General features: G+C 59.0%; 11 protein-coding genes and 2 tRNA genes. 3 read left to right on the top strand and 10 right to left on the bottom strand.

Going from position 1 to position 15,580, the window contains the following annotated elements:
- Nucleotides 1-667: 667 nt before the first annotated feature.
- The 4 genes from AACY49_RS02450 to AACY49_RS02435 form a co-directional block, all read right to left on the bottom strand.
- Nucleotides 668-1,960, bottom strand: coding sequence for a virulence factor family protein (locus AACY49_RS02450; RefSeq protein ID WP_339521520.1), 1,293 nt, complete (start codon nucleotides 1,958-1,960; stop codon nucleotides 668-670).
- On the bottom strand, nucleotides 1,960-4,602 hold the full coding sequence (gene mprF, locus AACY49_RS02445) for a bifunctional lysylphosphatidylglycerol flippase/synthetase MprF (RefSeq protein WP_339521519.1): 2,643 nt from the start codon (nucleotides 4,600-4,602) through the stop codon (nucleotides 1,960-1,962). The genes AACY49_RS02450 and mprF overlap by 1 nt, the downstream gene beginning before the upstream one ends.
- A 277-nt stretch (nucleotides 4,603-4,879) precedes the next feature.
- Nucleotides 4,880-4,956 (bottom strand) — tRNA-Met (locus tag AACY49_RS02440).
- 220 nt (nucleotides 4,957-5,176) lie between these two features.
- A tRNA-Met gene (locus AACY49_RS02435) sits at nucleotides 5,177-5,253 on the bottom strand.
- A gap of 301 nt (nucleotides 5,254-5,554) precedes the next feature.
- Between AACY49_RS02435 and dinB the strand changes: the two genes are divergently transcribed.
- A complete protein-coding gene (dinB, locus tag AACY49_RS02430; protein ID WP_339521518.1) occupies nucleotides 5,555-6,616 on the top strand; it encodes a DNA polymerase IV in 1,062 nt (353 codons plus the stop codon).
- Between the two features lie 116 nt (nucleotides 6,617-6,732).
- On the opposite strand, the gene AACY49_RS02425 is transcribed toward dinB, so the two are convergent.
- The 4 genes from AACY49_RS02425 to AACY49_RS02410 form a co-directional block, all read right to left on the bottom strand.
- The gene (locus tag AACY49_RS02425; protein WP_339521517.1) at nucleotides 6,733-7,686 is read right to left on the bottom strand and encodes a hypothetical protein; all 954 of its coding nucleotides are present in this window, start codon (nucleotides 7,684-7,686) and stop codon (nucleotides 6,733-6,735) included.
- A gap of 17 nt (nucleotides 7,687-7,703) precedes the next feature.
- The gene (locus AACY49_RS02420; protein ID WP_339521516.1) at nucleotides 7,704-9,419 is read right to left on the bottom strand and encodes a proline--tRNA ligase; all 1,716 of its coding nucleotides are present in this window, start codon (nucleotides 9,417-9,419) and stop codon (nucleotides 7,704-7,706) included.
- Between the two features lie 140 nt (nucleotides 9,420-9,559).
- Nucleotides 9,560-11,119 carry an AmpG family muropeptide MFS transporter gene (locus AACY49_RS02415; protein ID WP_258697285.1) on the bottom strand — a complete coding sequence of 520 codons (1,560 nt, stop codon included), beginning with the start codon at nucleotides 11,117-11,119 and terminating at the stop codon, nucleotides 9,560-9,562.
- Between the two features lie 44 nt (nucleotides 11,120-11,163).
- The gene (locus tag AACY49_RS02410; protein ID WP_339521515.1) at nucleotides 11,164-11,517 is read right to left on the bottom strand and encodes an MGMT family protein; all 354 of its coding nucleotides are present in this window, start codon (nucleotides 11,515-11,517) and stop codon (nucleotides 11,164-11,166) included.
- A gap of 165 nt (nucleotides 11,518-11,682) precedes the next feature.
- Between AACY49_RS02410 and AACY49_RS02405 the strand changes: the two genes are divergently transcribed.
- A complete protein-coding gene (locus AACY49_RS02405) occupies nucleotides 11,683-12,690 on the top strand; it encodes a DUF481 domain-containing protein (protein WP_258697283.1) in 1,008 nt (335 codons plus the stop codon).
- A 163-nt stretch (nucleotides 12,691-12,853) separates the two neighbouring features.
- Here the strand turns inward: AACY49_RS02405 and AACY49_RS02400 are convergent, their stop codons facing one another.
- Together AACY49_RS02400 and AACY49_RS02395 are read right to left on the bottom strand one after the other, a co-directional pair.
- Nucleotides 12,854-14,377: a toxin-antitoxin system YwqK family antitoxin gene (locus tag AACY49_RS02400; RefSeq protein ID WP_339521514.1), complete on the bottom strand. Its 1,524-nt coding sequence runs from the start codon at nucleotides 14,375-14,377 to the stop codon at nucleotides 12,854-12,856.
- A 48-nt stretch (nucleotides 14,378-14,425) separates the two neighbouring features.
- Nucleotides 14,426-14,635: a cold-shock protein gene (locus AACY49_RS02395; protein ID WP_002554837.1), complete on the bottom strand. Its 210-nt coding sequence runs from the start codon at nucleotides 14,633-14,635 to the stop codon at nucleotides 14,426-14,428.
- 354 nt (nucleotides 14,636-14,989) lie between these two features.
- Between AACY49_RS02395 and dcd the strand changes: the two genes are divergently transcribed.
- A complete protein-coding gene (gene dcd, locus AACY49_RS02390; RefSeq protein WP_007904652.1) occupies nucleotides 14,990-15,556 on the top strand; it encodes a dCTP deaminase in 567 nt (188 codons plus the stop codon).
- Nucleotides 15,557-15,580: the final 24 nt, after the last annotated feature.

The following is a 15,580-nucleotide window of genomic DNA, read 5'->3' as shown; positions in this document are numbered from 1 at the left end:
GTCAGCTGGCTGAATGCTTCGTAAAAGGTGTTTTAGCGGCCTGCCCGAAACACATGGATCGGGAGGGCGATATCACTGAGTACGGAGCAGTTGAGCGGGTACTTGGTTCAGTGCTGGCCGAGCTTCACTCCGTTTTGTTTGCGGACCAGACTGGGGCCACGTGTTACCTGATCGGTTTCGCTGCTCATGGGAAGCTCACGCTTGCGTATGAGGGTGACTGTTCGTGTGGTGTAGTGACACCGGCAGGCACGATCGAGTGGATTACGCCGCCCCACTGCAAGGCCAATTGGAGGCGCGATCGTTCGCACCGTGAGCTGGCGCAAGATCCGGCTCGAAACTGGATAACCCGATGCCTGAAGGTTAATCGTACCCCGGACCCTGACTTTGTTTTTCACCCATTGGCCGTCGGTGAGCGACTGGTGTTCGTAACCGATGGCTTCTGGGCGGAGTTAACGGAGTCGCAGCAAAGCAGCTTGCTGGCAGCACCGGATAGCGACTTTATCGGTGTTGAAGATGACGTAACGTGGATAGATGTTCAGCTTTAGCCATGGAAACACAGAACATCCACATGAAGTCCGGCTAGCGGGTAGCGCCTCATGTTTGTACATGTAAAAAAAGCCCCCGCAACCATAAGGCTGCGGGGGCTTTTTTGTGAGCGCGGCTCAGATCACTCCTGCGCCGCCGCCTTCGCTTGACGCTTCTCGATGGCATCGACCAGGCGCTGGGCCAGTTTCGGGTAGTTCTCGTCGAAGTGATGGCCGCCAGGCAGTTTCATCGCTTCGCCCACGGCGGTCTTGTCGGTGCAGCCGCTCTCGTCGACTTCTTCCTCGCCGTAGATGCACACCACTTTTGCAGGCGGCAGCTTGGCCATTTCCGGGCCGGTGGCGGCTTCTTTGCCGGCGTTGCCGAGCCAGCCTTCGACTTCGATTTCGAAGCTGCCGGTGCGGGCGAAGGCCAGCAGGATGATTGCATCGACTCGCTGCTGCTCGGCTTCCGGCAGGCGGTTGTAGATGGCGGGCAGGACGTCCGCGCCGAACGAGTAGCCCGTCAGGATGAAGCGCTTGGTGCCCCATTTCTGCCGGTAGTGCTGCATCAGTTCGGTCAGGTCCAGAGCGCTTTGCTCCGGGCTCTTGTGCTGCCAGTAGTAGCGCAGGGTGTCGATGCCGACCACTGGGTAACCGATCTTCGCCATCTCGCCGGCCACGTCGCGGTCCAGGTCGCGCCAACCGCCGTCACCGGAAAGGAACAGGGTGACGGTGTCCTTGGCTTGACCGGCCGGGACTTCGACCACCGGGATCTGCAGGCCGCCAGCGGCTTTATCGCCGCCGACGAGGATTTTGCGCAGTTCGTTGTTCAGCACTTGCGGCAGGTTGATGTCGTAGTCGCTGATGCTGGTTTCGGCATTGGGTTGGTCGCGCACGAAGCCGGCGCTGGTGTCGTCCGGGTTGTCGTTCCAGGCCACCAGCCAGTGGCCGTGAGCGGCACTTTTTGGCAGCAGGTGAGTGCAGCCGGGTTTTTCCAGGGCCAGGTCAACCGAAATGGCCTGAGTCTTGTCGTCCTTTTGTTCGGACAACCAGCGCCAGGCCAGTACAGCGCCAGGGCCGATACCGCTGACCAGGGTTGCCGGGCCTTTGAGTTCTCTTAAACCCGATTGCAATGCGCGGCTTTGCAGCAGGCAGTCTTTGGGCAAAATCACCTGAACAATCTGCGCCGAGCCGCTGCGGCTCAGGGTCATCAATTGTTTGTCGCTGAGCTTCTGCTCTTCATTGACCGCCACCAGCACCTGGGCGCGCGGCGTGGTGCCGGGGATGACGCGGGTCATCGCGGCGCCATCGGCTGGCGTCAGCAGTTCGAGGGTCGGTTCTGGCGCCGGGCGTTTGAGGTACCAGTAACCGCCACCGACAATCAGGGCCAGCACTACCAGTGTGGCCAGTACGTACCGCAGGGAGCGTTGAATCATCAGCGTTTCACCAATCCAGTCAAGCCGCCCGCAATCAGGGCAGCAGTGTCGGCCAGGGCCACCAGCGGATCGAGTCCGGCGGGCACAGCCATATAACGGGGTTCCCAGTCGGGCTGGAACTTGTCTTTGAAGCGGCGCAAACCTTGGAAGTTGTACAACTGCTCACCACGGCGGAATACCATCGAGCCCAGGCGCTGGGTCAGTGGCGCGCCTCGGCGGGGTTGCAACCCCGACAACGGCACCATGCCCAGGCTGAAGCGCGCGTATCCATGATTTTTATAATGTTGAATCAGGCCGACCATCATGAACTCCATGGTCAGCTTCGGCGCGTCGGGGTGCGCGCGCATCAGGTCGAGGCTGGCCAGTTCATGGCCGTAGGTCTCGAGCAGGTTGGCGAACGCCACCGGGCGCCCTTCGAAACGAATCACCGCGACACGGAAGTGCTTGAGGTAGTCATCACTGAAACGCCCGAGCGAGAAGCCTTTCTCGCGCACGTTCTTGCCGGTCAGCCAGGCATCGGAAATCACCTTGAGCTCGTCCATCGGCGCTTGCCCTGGCTCATGGATCTCCAGCGACAGGCCGTCACGGGTGCCGCGGTTCCAGGTGTAGCGCAGGTCCTTCATCTCTTTGCCTTTGGCCTCGAGATCGAAACGCTTGAGGTCGACCCGGGCTTCCTCGCCGAGCTTGATCGCGCTCAGGCCGATGTCCATGTAGTACGGCAGGTTCTCGGCGCGCACTTGATAAAACACAGGGCGGGCGTGGTGGATATCGCACAGGTCGCGGAACTGCCAGATCATTTCCGCCCGTTGCTGGGTCGGGCCGATCGGGTCATACAGCGCCACCAGGCTGCGGCCACGGCGAGCGTACATCAGAAACGCCTCGTCGTTGGGGTGAAACAGTAGCGCCTTGTCACCGGTCAGGGCCAGGCCGCCATCCGGTTGGGAGGAGGCCATGAGAACCTTTACCGCGCGGTCCAGTTCATCGGGCGTTGGCAGATGGATCACCGGGCGCGCAGTGCGCAGCAACCAGGTCAGCGACACCACCACCAGCAGGACCGCGGCGCCGAGCAGCGAGCGCAGGCCCCGCGGGGCGTCGGCGTCAAGGGTGAACTGCCACCAGAGTTGATGGCTGTAGGGAACGTCCTGATAGGCGAACAGCAGCAGCCAGATCGACGCGCCGAGTACGCAGAGGCTGGACACTAGATACAGCGGCGAAAACGGCAATTCGGTCAGGCGACTGGGGCGGTAGAACGAGCGCCGGAAAACCCCCAGCAAGCTCGCCGTCAGGGTCATCAGGCAGGCCTCTTCCCAGTCGAACCCTTTGAGCAGAGAGAGCACCGCGCCGACCAACAACAGAATGGTGGTCAGCATCCATGCGGCCGACAGGCGGCGACGCAGCCCCTGAGCCAGCAGCAGGCAGAGAACGCCCACCAGGCTGGCGCCGAAGTGCGAGGCGTCGACCAGGCGATGGGGGATCAGAAAGCCGATGTGTTCAAGGCGGGTATCGATTTCCGGCGTCACGCCGGAAAACAGCAGCACCACGCCGGACAGGAACACCAGCACCGCCAGAATCGGCGCGGCCAGACCTGATGCGGCACGCAGGGACTGGCGCGTTTGAAACAGGCGCTGGCCTTCGTTGATCAGCAGCAATACGCAAGCCACCAGCAGTGGCAACACCACGTAGATCAGGCGGTAGAGCAGCAGGGCGGCAGCCAGTGGCGCGGCGCCGAGCTTGTCGGCGAAGGCGGCCAGCAAAATCGCTTCGAACACCCCGACACCGCCCGGCACATGGCTGAGCACGCCAGCGGCCAGGGCCAATAGATAGACCAGCAGGAACGCACCGAAGGGTGGCGCTTCCGGCAGCAACAGATAGAGCACCGTCGCGGCGGCGGCCACGTCTAGGGCAGTGATGACCAGTTGCAGGAAGGTCAGGCGACGACCTGGCAGGCGCAAGGTGCGGCGGCCGACCTTGACCAGCAGGTTGTCCGGGTAAGGCTGTTCCGGCAGGCGACGGCGATAGATACCGATGGCCAATACCGTGGCGAGCAGTAGCACGGCCACTGCAATCGCACCCAGCAAGGTCTGGGAGAAACCCAGGGCCACGGAGGCGGCAGGCAGGTTGCTGAGCGTGGCGAGGGCGGCCAGGGGCGGCAGGGCGCAACCGAGCGAGAGGCTGGCAAACAGCGTCATATGCGCGACTTCCGAAGCGCCCACGCCATGACGTGCATATAAACGGTAGCGAACCGAGCCGCCCGATAGCAGCGAAAGACCGATGGCATTGCCGATAGCGAAGGCGGTAAAACCGCCCAGTGCCAGTATTCGCGGCGCCAGCGTCGCGCCGGCATAACGGCTGGCTGACCATTCATAGCCCAGCAGAATGATGAAACCGATGACGGTCGCACCGAACGCACCCAGCAAGGCCGGTTTCGGCACCTCCAGGATCGAGTCGTGCAGCGCGTACAAATCGAGTTCGCTGAGCAGGTGACGACAGGCAATCAGCGCGATGGCGAACAACAGCAACGTGACTGCCAGACCGATGGGTTGACGGTATTTGCTGATTCGATCCAGCAAGCGCAGACGCTCGGCTTTGATCGGTTGTGTCGCTGTGACGGTGTCTTGTGGATCAGACGAGTTGGCGCGCATCAATCACCTCTTGGATTGTGCGCGACAGGATGGGGGTATCCGGCCAAGTTACCAATCCCTGTAGAAAAAAATAATCACAAATATTAACGCCTCTCACCGGCTGTCGGCGATGGCGCGTCATCAGTCGTACAGGGTTCTGTCTGCGATTTAGTCAGGTTTGAACTCACAGTCTGGCGATCCCGAACGACTCACTGCACAGTGACAGATCATTGTTGCGAAAGGGCTTTTTCAACAGATACAAAAAAGGCCACTCTTTCGAGTAGCCTTTTTTGATGTTTGGTTGCGGGAGCCGGATTTGAACCGACGACCTTCGGGTTATGAGCCCGACGAGCTACCAGACTGCTCCATCCCGCGTCTGTGTGGCGGCATTCTACAGGCGAACGCCGGAGTGTCAACCGTTAATCCAAGGATAGATCAAATAAGCGTGAATCAGCGGCGAACGGTCGCGGGGGAGACCTAAGTTTCGGAATCAGAACGATTTCTTTTTTCTGTGCCGTGAGGCATCGACCGCTATTTTTTATAAAACGGGCGCGCACAAAAAAGGCCACTCTTTCGAGTAGCCTTTTTCGATGTTTGGTTGCGGGAGCCGGATTTGAACCGACGACCTTCGGGTTATGAGCCCGACGAGCTACCAGACTGCTCCATCCCGCGTCTGTGTGTCGGCATTCTACAGAGGATCGCCGGGCTGTCAACCTTCAATCTCGGTAAAACCTGTTCCTGTTCAATCGCTTAGGTGAAAACAGGGGTCGACGACCGGGCTGAAACGCAGGCGGGGCAAGGCTTTCGACTCTATCGAGGGAACTCTTTCGATTGAGAAAATAAATTCCTCCGGTGCTTTTCCTACGAGTTGAAAAGAACATTCAGACTACTGGTGCTATATACAGGTGTCAGTGAGATACTGCCGGCAAGACATACCAATACTTCATTTCTTCGCCATGAACACCGCTTTTATATGACGCAGCGAAAAATCATCCACGTCGATTGTGACTGCTTCTACGCCGCCATCGAGATGCGGGACGACCCGCGCCTGGCCGGTAGGCCATTGGCGGTGGGCGGCTCGGCGGATCGGCGTGGGGTGATTGCCACCTGCAACTATGAAGCGCGGGCTTATGGCGTACGCTCGGCCATGTCTTCCGGGCATGCCTTGAAGCTGTGCCCGGATCTGACCATCGTCAAGCCGCGCATGGAAGCCTATAGAGAAGCGTCGAAGGAAATTCACACGATCTTTCGCGATTACACCGACCTGATCGAACCGCTTTCCCTGGATGAGGCGTACCTCGACGTGTCGGACAGCGCGCATTTCGGCGGCAGCGCCACGCGAATCGCCCAGGACATTCGTCGTCGGGTGTCCAACCAGTTGCACATCACCGTGTCGGCCGGTGTGGCGCCGAATAAGTTTCTCGCCAAGATCGCCAGTGACTGGAAGAAGCCCAACGGCTTGTTCGTGATCACGCCGGATCAGGTGGAAGATTTTGTCAGTGGTTTGCCGGTGAGCAAGCTGCACGGTGTTGGCAAAGTGACCGCCGATAAACTGGGCAAGCTCGGCATCGCCGATTGCTCGCAATTACGCGAATGGAGCAAATTGGCGCTGGTGCGAGAATTTGGCAGCTTCGGCGAGCGACTCTGGAGCCTGGCCCGTGGGATCGATGAGCGGCTGGTGCACAACGACAGTCGTCGGCAGTCGATCAGCGTCGAAAATACCTACGACGTGGACCTGCCGGATCTGGTGAGTTGTCTGGATAAATTGCCTGAGTTACTGGAGTCCCTGAATGGCCGCATGGCACGGATCGACAGCAGCTATCGACCGGGTAAGCCGTTCGTCAAAGTGAAATTTCATGATTTTACCCAGACCACGTTAGAGCAAGCCGGGGCAGGGCGGGATCTGGGGAGTTATCAGTTGCTGCTGACACAGGCCTTCAATCGTGGCGGGAAACCGGTGCGGTTGTTGGGGATTGGGGTAAGGCTGGAGGATTTGCGGGGCGGGTTTGAGCAGCTGGAGTTGTTTGAGCGGTAGTTTGGGGGGGAATTTAAGGGCCTCATCGCGAGCAGGCTCGCTCCCACAGTTGACCGAGTTGTTCAGACGAACGCGGTCTAATGTGGGAGCGAGCCTGCTCGCGATGCTTTTAGGCTTTAATTCGGCCCCGGATCCGCCACCAGTCGCCCGGCATCCTTGGTCAGTGACTTGAGGAACTCGGCCTGCAACTCGGGATCGTTGCGGGTCAGTTCGATCAGGCTCTGTTCCAGCTCACTGGCTTCTTCTTCCAGACCCAGTTCCGACAGGCGTTTGACCCGGTGCACCCACTGGCTCACTTCGTCGTCTTCGAGGTCGTCGTAAATCAGCCCATGGGCTTCGAGCAGCTTGCCGCGCAAGGTGTTGCTGATCGCCAGGGACGAGTCGGTGTGCACATCGTCCTTGTTGTCCTCGACACTGATCTGCAGCTTGTCCAGATGGTTGAGGTCATGTTCGGCGAAAGGGCTGTCCAGCAGGTTCAGGCGCAACACGCCGTTGCGGTCGGTGCTCAGCTCGAACGTGTTCTTGCCAGCCTTGACCTGCACCGGGCGCTCGCTCCACGGCAGGCTCGAGTATTCCGTGCGCTTGTCGCGCTGGACTTCGTCAATACCCGCCAGGTTCTGTTGCGCCCGGCCATGGGACTGCACGTTCATGAACGGGTTGAGCCCGGCGAAACCATAGCTGAGCCAGTCCTTCGTCACGCTGTCCGGCAGATTGCCGAGGGCGAACACGTTGACCACGTTCGCACCGATCCCGGCTACCACCGCCACCGCGCCCAGCGGAATCTCGTAGACCTCCCGCCAGGGTTGGTAAGGCGTGTAGCGATCATAGTGACGCGTAACTTCGAACTCGGTGACTTCGAAGGTTTTCTGCTCGTGGATTTTCACCCGACGTTGCGGCAGCTCAAGCACCTTGGGCTCGCCGACATCGATCTGCAGGCTGTGATCGAGCAATTTGCGCTCGACCCGTTCCTCGTGTTCGCTGCGTTGTGACATCTGATTGGCACAGCCGCTGACCAGCAGCGCGCCGCACAGGGCGGCGGCACCGAGGCCTAAGGTGTTTCGCTTGAACATGACGTCTCTATCTGGTGTCAGCGGCGGATACGGGCCTGGAGGAAAGACAGCACGTCAGCGACCGGCAGCGCTTGCGCCTCGGCCTCGGTGCGGCTCTTGTATTCCAGATTGCCGTCGGCGAGGCCGCGGTCACTGACCACGATCCGGTGTGGAATGCCGATCAGCTCCATGTCCGCGAACTTGATGCCCGGGCTGGTTTTCTTGTCGCGGTCGTCCAGCAGCACTTCGAAGCCTGCGGCAGTCAGTTCTGCGTAGAGCTTGTCGGTGGCTTCGCGAACCTGTTCGGTTTCGTAGCGCAGCGGTACCAGAGCAACCTGGAACGGGGCCAGAGCGTCGCTCCAGATGATCCCGTTCTCGTCGTTGTTCTGTTCGATGGCGGCGGCCACCACGCGAGACACGCCAATGCCGTAGCAGCCCATTTCCAGGGTGACCGGCTTGCCGTTCTCGCCCAGCACTTCGCACTTCATCGCTTTGCTGTACTTGTTGCCCAGCTGGAAGATGTGCCCGACTTCGATGCCACGCTTGATTTCCAGGGTGCCTTTGCCGTCAGGGCTCGGATCACCGGCCACGACATTGCGCAGGTCGGCGACGGTCGGAACCGGCAGATCGCGCTCCCAGTTCACGCCGAAGTAGTGTTTGTCGTCGATGTTGGCACCAATGCCGAAGTCGCTCATCAGCTCGACGGAACGGTCGATGATGATCGGCAGCGGCAGGTTCAGCGGGCCGAGGGAACCGGCGCCGGCGCCAATGGCGTCGCGCAGTTCGGCTTCGCCAGCCATGACCAGCGGGCTGGCAACGCCAGGTTGGTTGGCGGCCTTGATTTCGTTCAGCTCGTGGTCGCCACGGATGATCAGGGCAATCAGTTTGCCTTGTTCTTCAGCGTGCACCACCAGGGTCTTGATGGTCTTTTCGATAGGCAGATTGAAGCCTTCGACCAGTTGCGCAATGGTCTTGGCGTTCGGCGTGTCGACCAGGCGCAGCTCTTCGGTAGGCGCGGCACGAGAGGTTTCCCGCGGTACGGCTTCGGCCTTTTCGATGTTCGCTGCGTAGTCGGAACCGTTGCTGAAGACGATGTCGTCTTCGCCGGATTCGGCCAGCACGTGGAATTCGTGGGAGCCGGCACCGCCGATCGAGCCGTTGTCGGCTTCAACCGGGCGGAATTTCAGGCCCAGGCGGGTGAACACGTTGCAGTACGCCTGGTGCATGCGGTCGTAGGTGATCTGCAGCGATGCCTGGTCGGCGTGGAAGGAGTAGGCGTCCTTCATGATGAATTCGCGGCCGCGCATCAAACCGAAGCGTGGGCGGATTTCATCACGGAATTTGGTCTGGATCTGATACAGGTTGATCGGCAGCTGTTTGTAGCTGCTCAACTCGTTACGCATCAGGTCGGTGATGACTTCTTCGTGAGTCGGGCCGGCGCAGAAGTCGCGGCCATGGCGATCCTTGAAGCGCAGCAATTCCGGGCCGTATTCTTCCCAGCGACCGGATTCCTGCCACAGCTCAGCCGGTTGAGTACTCGGCATCAACACTTCGAGAGAGCCGGCGGCGTTCATTTCTTCACGCACGATGGCTTCGACCTTGCGCATCACTCGCAAGCCCATCGGCAGCCAGGTGTACAGGCCCGAGGCGAGTTTGCGGATCATGCCGGCGCGCAGCATCAGCTGATGGCTGATGACGACCGCATCGGAAGGCGTTTCTTTCTGTGTGGCGAGCAAAAATTGACTGGTGCGCATGGTTGGCCGTTGTCGGTTGCTGATATCGAGAAGTGACGGAGCATTGTACGGGCGAGATCTGCCGGCGTACAGGAGTGCGGCCGGCTGTGTGGCTGGAGGGCGAGAATCCGCTCGCCCTCATGCTTGCTGCGTAATAGAGCCTACGATTCTTCCGTGACGGGAGTCTGAACCGGTTCCGGCGTCGGTGTCGGACCTGCGCGGCGGTTTTCCTGGAACCAGTGCAAGGCGATCAACAGCAGGGTCGGAACGCCCAGCAGGGCGGTGATCAGGAAGAACTGGTGATAACCGAATTTCTCCACCATAACCCCTGAGTAGCCGCCGATCAGGCGGGGCAGCAAGAGCATGATCGAGCTCAGCAGGGCGTACTGGGTGGCGGAGAATTTGAGGTTGGTCAGGCTCGACAGGTAAGCGACAAATGCCGAAGTCGCCAGGCCCGAGCTGAAGTTATCCAGCGAAATGGTGACGATCAGCATCTGCAGATTGGCCCCCATGTCCGTGAGCATCAGGAACAACAGGTTGGTGGCGGCCGATGCAGTGCCGCCGATGAACAGGATGGGCAGAATGCCGAAGCGCACGATCAGCAGGCCGCCCATGCCGGCACCGACCAGCGTCATGATCAGGCCGAAAACCTTGCTGACACTGGCAATCTGGTCCTTGGTGAACCCCTGGTCGATGTAGAACACGTTGGCCATCACGCCCATGACCGTATCGGACATCCGATAGGTGGCGATCAGCCCGAGCAGCAGCAGCGCCTGCCAGCGGTAACGCAGAATGAAGTCGTTGACCGGGGTCAGCACCGGCGCCAGGCCACGGCGGCCCATGGCCGACAAGCACAGGGTGGTGAGCGTGGTATAGAGGATCGCTCGCAGGAACGCGCGGTCTTCGAGCAGCAGGTCGAGCAGGCTTACACCGTTGAACAGTACGCTGGCGAAGTCAGTGTTGTAGAGCTGGGTGAACATGGCCGGTACGGACACCAGCAGCACGATCAGCACGAACACTGACGCCAATTGGTGCACAAAGCTGTAGCGGCCGGCCTGAAGCTGAGTGCGCAGTGGCACCGGCGGTTCGCGCATGAACAGGGAGGTCAGCAGCGCCGGGATCATCAAGATGCCGAACAGCACGTAGGTGCCGGTCCACGCCGCATGCTTGTAGTTGAAACCGGTGGAGCCGAAGCCTTCGGCGAAGAACAGTGCGCCGGCCGTCGCCAGCAGGGCCGCGACCCGATAACCGGCCATGTAGCTGGCCGCCAATGCAGCCTGGCGGGTGTCGTCGGCGATTTCCAGGCGATAGGCGTCGACGGCGATGTCTTGCGTCGCGGAGGCGAAGGCGACGATCACGGCGATGGCGATCAGCCAGGACAGGTGCTTTTGCGGGTCGCAGAAACCCATGCCGATCAGGCCGAGGATCACCAGTGCCTGGGCCAGAACCAGCCAGGAACGTCGTCGACCCAGCTTACCGAGCAGTGGCAGGCGCCATTGGTCGAGCAGCGGGGACCAGACCCATTTAAAGGCGTAGGCCAGGCCGATCAGGCTTGCGTAGCCGATGGTTTCGCGGGCAACACCGGCCTCGCGCAGCCAGACTGAAAGCGTCGAAAACACCAGCATGTAGGGCAGGCCGGCGGCGAAACCAAGCAGCAACAACACGAGCGTCGAAGGGCTGGCATAGGCGGCGAGCGCGGCGCGCCAGGTTTTACGGGGCATGGGCTGGAGTCTGCCTCAAGAGTTACGGAAACAAAGCGCGCACTCTAACCGCTGTGCTCTACCGGGCGCCAGCCATGGCGCTGAATATCAACACGATTGTTCTGGATACTGATGCCTTCCATGCGCAACCGGGCCCGTTGTTCATCCCCCGAAGGGCTGCCCACAGGCAGGCTGATCCGACCGCCGGCAGCCAGCACACGGTGCCAGGGCAATTTAGTGTCGCCGGGCAGTTGGCTCAATGTTCGCCCGACCCAGCGGGCGGCACGGCCCAGTCCCGCCAGCTCGGCAAGCTGGCCATAACTCACGACTTTGCCCTCGGGTACTTGCGCCAGGGTCAGGTAGAGCGCCGTGCGTCGGATTTGCGCCGCGCTTTCGGTTTCAGCGGTTGAGTCGGTCACGTCCCGGGCTTCCTGAAAAATGCGTATTGACCGTCTGTAGGGTAAATCCTGGATCGGCCGTTGAGAACTGAACTCAATAGAAATAGTCGGGTCAGTGCTTGCTAGGGCCCTATTCGTAAGAATAATGCCGACTTTTTTTCGCAAAGTTGAGCCTTCCATTCGCTTATGTTGTCCAGAACCTTGCTGTGCCTCGCTGTCGTCAGTGCTTCCACTCCCTTGCTCGCCGACACCGTGTGGTTGAAGAACGGTGACAAGTTGAGTGGCAAAATCACCGTGTTCGACGGTGGCAAGCTATTGATCCAGACCCAATATGCCGGGGCGGTGCCGATTGACTGGAAAGAGGTGAAAACCCTGGAAAGCGATCAGCAGTTGCTGGTCAAACAGGATGCCTACACCGGCGAAAAGGCCAAGGCGCTACACGCGGCAGAAGATGGCAAGGTCACCCTGGCCAACGGCGAGACGCCCAAGACGGTTGAGCTGGCGAGTATCCAGCAGATCCTCAAGCCGAAACCGGTGGTCGAGGATTTGGTGTGGAAAGGTAATGTTGATATGGCGCTGGATTATCGGCGGGCCGAAAAAGATACCGATGATTATGACGTCGGCTTCAAGACTATCGCGCGTCATGGTCGATGGCGTCATACGGCGGAAGGTGAGTACAGCCGCGAGTTCCAGGATGACGTCGTCACCACTGACAACTGGCGTGCCGAGTATTCTCTCGACCGATTCCTCACCGAGAAGTGGTTCTGGCAAGGGCGTTTGAATTACAAGCGTGACAAGGTCGAAGACCTGTCCCGTCAACGCGTGGTCGGTACCGGTCCCGGCTATCAGTTCTGGGATGATGAATTGGGCGCTTTCTCCCTTGGATCCCTGCTCAACCATACGGATTATGAGTACAGGGATGGTGGCAAGGATCAATTCTATTCCTTGGCCATGAAGTGGAACTACAACCGCTACCTGATCGGCAAGAAGGTCGAGTTCTTCACCAGCGGCGAAGTTGGCAAGCCGTTGTCGGGCGTGGCGGATTACGCCCTCGATACCGAGGTCGGCCTGCGCTACAAAGTCACCGATTGGGCGTCGCTGAACCTGAAGGCCGAGAAAGACGTCATCAGCGGTACCGAGGATGCTGACTTGAGCAAGACTCGCTATACGGCGGGGTTTGGCGTGGCCTGGTAACACGCTGAAAGATCAAAAGATCGCAGCCTTCGGCAGCTCCTGCGCAGGATTGAGGTCCATCCTGTAGGAGCTGTTTAGGCTGCGATCTTTTTTTGCCACACAAAACACTCAGCATAAAAAATGCTTTTGAGGGCGAGGTTTTATTGGCGTGTCGCGTGCTCAGTTAAAGGCTCGTGCATTCGCCTTGGCGGACACCGGCGTCGTAGTGACATTCAGCACTCAAGCGGCCGTCCGGCCCCCAGAAACGGCTGACGCCCTGTTGGAGACCGTCCTTATATTCCGCTGACGAATTCATCTGACCACTTTCGTACCAGGTGAGGGCAGTGCCCTCAAGCTTTCCGTCCTTGTAGATCTTGTGATCCTTGAGTCGGCCAGTGCCATACCACTCTTTGAAGTCACCTTGCTCGCGGTGTTGTTCATCCCACTGCCATTGCACGGTTTGCACGCCCTGATCGGTCCATGTTGCGTAACTACGCTGCACGTTTTGTTCGTCGTTGAAGTCCTTCTGTTTCTCTTTTCCATTGGGGTGGTACTGGATATGCCAGCCCAAGGGCATGTTGTCGACATAGTCCCCGCTGCTTTGTAGCGTGCCGTCCGGGTAGTAAGAAAGGCTTGGGCCAACCTTTTTTCCGTCGACGAACTGGCCGCGATGCTCGATCGTGCCGTCGGGGTAGTAGCCGAAAATCGGACCGTCCAGTACATCGTTGCGATAGCTGACGCGACCGATCACTGCGCCGTTTTCGTCATATTCCAAATACTCACCGTCCACCCGCTGGCCCGAGTGCCAGTTGTAGGACTCTGATTTCTTGCCGTTATCGTGGTAGGTGGTTTCCCAGCCTTCCAGTTCATCGTTCAAGTAATGGGCGCGTTTAGTGACAATACCGCTGTCTGAGTAGGTCAGCATTTCGCCCTGACGCTTGCCGTTCATGTCGTACTTGAAGGTTTGGCCGATTTTTTTGTCTGGGTAGTAGGTTTTCGAATCAAGGACGGGCTTGCCTGAAACAAAGTCCTTGGCGTCGACGAAGTAGTCGCGACGCACGGTGCCAGATTCGACGTAAAAGACCTTGGCGTGCCAGGCCTTGCGCTTGCTGTCGTAGGTCAGCGGCATCGGCAAGAAATAAGAGGCCTGGCCCTTTGTTGTTGGCGCATATTGCTCATCCAGATACAGCTTGCCGTCCACCAGTGATGCCGTCAGTGCGCTGCATTCTTCTGGCGTGCAGGGGCGCACCTTTTCGAAAAAGGCCCGTTTGCCGTCGCACTCCGAAAGCGTCAGCAGCAGTGGGGTTTCATCGTCGATCAGTTGCTGAACTTCGTCGAGGAGCCTGCCAAACGATTCATTGGGAACGCCCACCGATTCTGGTGTGAGGTAGACCTCGTTGCTGCCGCAGGCATGCGCTGTGGAGAGCGTCAGCAATGCCGCAGCTCTCAACTGGGCCTGGGGAACGCCCTGTATTTCCGGGCCTTTGCCGATATACGTTGCGTGAGGGTTCATGCCGATAATGATCGTCGGATGATCGGGGTGGGGAGTATCGGCGTGAGCCGAGAGGGGGAGTGCAAGTGCAATCAGCGTTGCGCCCAGCGACGTCCATTGTGTGAATTGCATCCTGCTGCTTCCATGTGGTTTTTTCAGGCGGCGAATCTTATAGATGACAAGCGGTGGGTGTAAGGGGGAAATAGACGCCCACAAAAAAGCCCCGCTTTTAAGGGCGGGGCTTTTTACTAAAGCAGTTACAAGTTAGATAACTTGAACTTCTTCAGCTTGCATGCCTTTCTGACCGCGGGTAGCGATGAAAGAAACCTGTTGGCCTTCTTTCAGGCTTTTGAAGCCGTCGGATTGGATAGCTTTGAAGTGAACGAACAGGTCGTCACCGGATTGTGGAGTGATGAAGCCGAAGCCTTTTTCATCGTTGAACCACTTAACGGTACCGGTTTGGCGATTAGACATGGTGTAACTCCTTGAACAAAGATAACTGCGACTCAGGAAGAACCCTGGCCGAGACTGAGTGCAAAGAGCAGGAAAAATTCTTGTAGATGGTTGGATCGAAATTCAACATATCGTGTAGAGATTCTCAGTGACACAAGCAGCACAGTGGCGCCACCTTAACCCTTTTTCCGGAACGTGCCAATGGTTCTTGCGAAGGTTTCTCTGTTTTCATGACTGACGGTGCGTCGTACAACGGTGACGGCCCGGAATTCACGGGGGATCGGCGAGAATTGTCTCCCGGACTTTGAACCCGGAGCGCCTGCCCGGTAAGATGCCGGACAGAATTTTTCCACCTCGCTATTCAGGACACCCGCCATGAGCATCAAATCGGACAAGTGGATTCGCCGCATGGCGCAGGAACACGGCATGATCGAGCCTTTCGTCGAGCGCCAGGTGCGCGGCAGCGACGATAGCCGTGTGATCTCCTACGGCGTGTCCAGCTACGGCTACGATGTGCGTTGCACCAATCACTTCAAGGTGTTTACCAACATCAATTCGGCGATCGTCGACCCGAAAAACTTCGATGCTGGCAGCTTCGTCGACATCCACAGCGACGTGTGCATCATTCCGCCGAACTCCTTCGCTCTGGCCAGCACCGTCGAATACTTCCGCATCCCGCGTAACGTATTGACCATTTGCCTGGGGAAAAGCACCTACGCGCGTTGCGGCATCATCGTCAACGTCACGCCGCTCGAGCCTGAGTGGGAAGGTCACGTGACCCTGGAGTTCTCCAACACCACCAATCTGCCGGCGAAAATCTACGCGAACGAAGGCGTGGCGCAGATGTTGTTCCTTGAGTCGGACGAAGAGTGCGAAGTTTCCTACAAGGACCGTGGCGGCAAGTACCAGGGCCAGCGCGGCGTGACCCTGCCGCGGACCTGAGTCAACCGTCTGACAACCCGTTGG

The sequence above is a fragment of the Pseudomonas sp. EL_65y_Pfl2_R96 genome, from assembly GCF_963970905.1.
Lineage (GTDB): Bacteria > Pseudomonadota > Gammaproteobacteria > Pseudomonadales > Pseudomonadaceae > Aquipseudomonas.
Note: the sequence above shows the minus strand (reverse complement) of the source record. Positions and strands in the feature narration are given on the sequence as shown.